Raw genomic sequence first — 1,927 nt, forward strand, 5'->3', positions numbered from 1 at the left:
TGCCGCGTGGTGGCCCGGGGTGTGTGGGGATGGGTGGCGGTGGTGGCACCGCGACGTCCGGCCTCGGACCGGCCCTGGCACACGCACAACCAACCCGCAGGGGACGGGGTCGTCCGCTGCCGCTCGCAGCAGGGCTTCCTGACTTCACTCGCGCTCGCCCAGTTCCCCGCCGAGTAGGGCAGCACGCTGATCGACCCGGCGTGGTGACCGACGGCAGGGAAGGGCCAAGGAGCGGCTGACCCGCGCGAGATCAACTACTTACGGTAGTCGTGTGGGTGGCTCGTGTAGTGATGGCCGGTGGGAGTCGTCCAGGTGACTGTTCCGGTTGCCTTTTCCCTCTCGACTCCCCATCCGGCGCGGTGTTTGAGCAAGTGATGTCGTCGGCACAGCGGAATCATGTTCTCCGGCGTCGTCTCCCCGCCCTGCTGTGGACTGTGTCGGTCGAACGGCTCGACATGGTCCAGATCGCAGCGGTGGGCAGGCATTTGGCAGGAGGGGAACATGCACACCCGATCGCGGGCGACGACATGTCGCGCTGTATCAGCAGTGGGCTTGTAGGTGGCGGGATCGGTCTTGACGACCATTCCCGAGTCCGGGTCGGTCAACAGCCGCCGCCACACGCTGTCTTCGGCGAACGCGATCGAGCGGGCCTGCGACGCGGTGATGGGCCCGTATCCCTTCAGCTCTCCCGGCTCCTGCCCGACTCCCAGCAGTGCATCCAGCGAGACCGTCACCTGCACCACCGCCGCCGCACGCCCGGACGAACCGGCGCCCCGACCGGAGCCGTTGAGGACCAAGTCGACCAGAGCGTCGACGCGGCGCTGCGCCAACGTCCATTCCTCCGCGCGCTCCCGCCCACTCGTCTCGAGCAAGGTCTCCGCGTGGGCGTCGACGGCCTGATCCAGCCGGGCGGCCTGCTCGGCAGGAAGGTAGGCGCCCCAGTGCGCCATTCCGTCGCCGAGTTCGCGATGCGTGATCTCCCGGTCCCGCTTGCGGTGCATGTGGCGCACCTCCACACCCTCCGGGTCCAGACGGGCCACCGACCGGTGCAGGGCGCGACGCGTCTGCCCGCACGCCAGAGACGGCATCTTCGGTGCTACATCTGCCTCGACGGATGCGGCGACCTCCGGATCGAGAACGTCCGTGATCTCGACCATCGCCTTGGCCTGCATCCAGGAGATCTCCCCTGCCTCCAGCAGGCCGAGCGTCGTCGGCAGGCGCGCGTCCAGCTCCCGCGCCACATGGAGGCGGTCCTCGGCGGTCGCACCCGAAAGCTTCAGAGCGCAAGCGACCTCCTCGGCCGCGAAGTTCCACTGCCCGGCCACGTCCTTGTTCCAGGTGCCCTCCGGAAGGGCATCCTCGGCGTCGTCGTGCAGGGCTGCCAGAAGCTGCGCCTGCCGGGCGTGGATCCACGAAACATGGCGCTCGAGCGCTTTCAGGGCGTCGATGCGCCCTTCGTGTGAGAGCTTCTCCGCGCTGAGCACGTCGAGCAGAATCGCTGTGTCGGCACCCGGCACTGCCTGAGTGAGATACGAAGCCCATTCGTCCGGCGTTCCCGGTTCTGATGTTTCCCCGCGCTCGCCCACGGCCGCCCCCCTTTCAGCCCCAACTCCCGTCTCCCAGACGGGCCTTCAGCACTCCTCCATTATCTCGAACTCAACCACAAAAGCCCAGCTCAAGCCTGGTTTTCACTCGAACGAAGACGCATCCGAGGAAGCGGGAACTCCGCTCCTCCGGCTCAGCTCTGACGACGTCTTGCACCGCTCGGCCTCGGGCTGATCGAAGCGCAAGTGGAGAGCCGAGCGTGGCCCCGGGATGTCGTTCCTCGGGTCGGTTGGTTGTGCGTGTGCCAGGGCCGGTCCGAGGCCGGACGTCGCGGTGCCACCACCGCCACCCATCCCCACACACCCCGGGCCACCACGCGGCA

At 68.0% G+C, this 1,927-nt stretch carries 1 protein-coding gene; it reads right to left on the minus strand.

Translation table 11 applies throughout. The features are described from left to right. Positions 1-254: 254 nt before the first annotated feature. Entirely contained in the window at positions 255-1,586 is a 1,332-nt protein-coding gene (locus H181DRAFT_RS28175; RefSeq protein WP_078896033.1) for an HNH endonuclease signature motif containing protein, read from the minus strand. Positions 1,587-1,927 lie beyond the last annotated feature (341 nt).

The sequence above is a fragment of the Streptomyces sp. WMMB 714 genome (genome assembly GCF_900090125.1).
In the GTDB taxonomy this organism is placed as follows: domain Bacteria; phylum Actinomycetota; class Actinomycetes; order Streptomycetales; family Streptomycetaceae; genus Streptomyces; species Streptomyces daqingensis.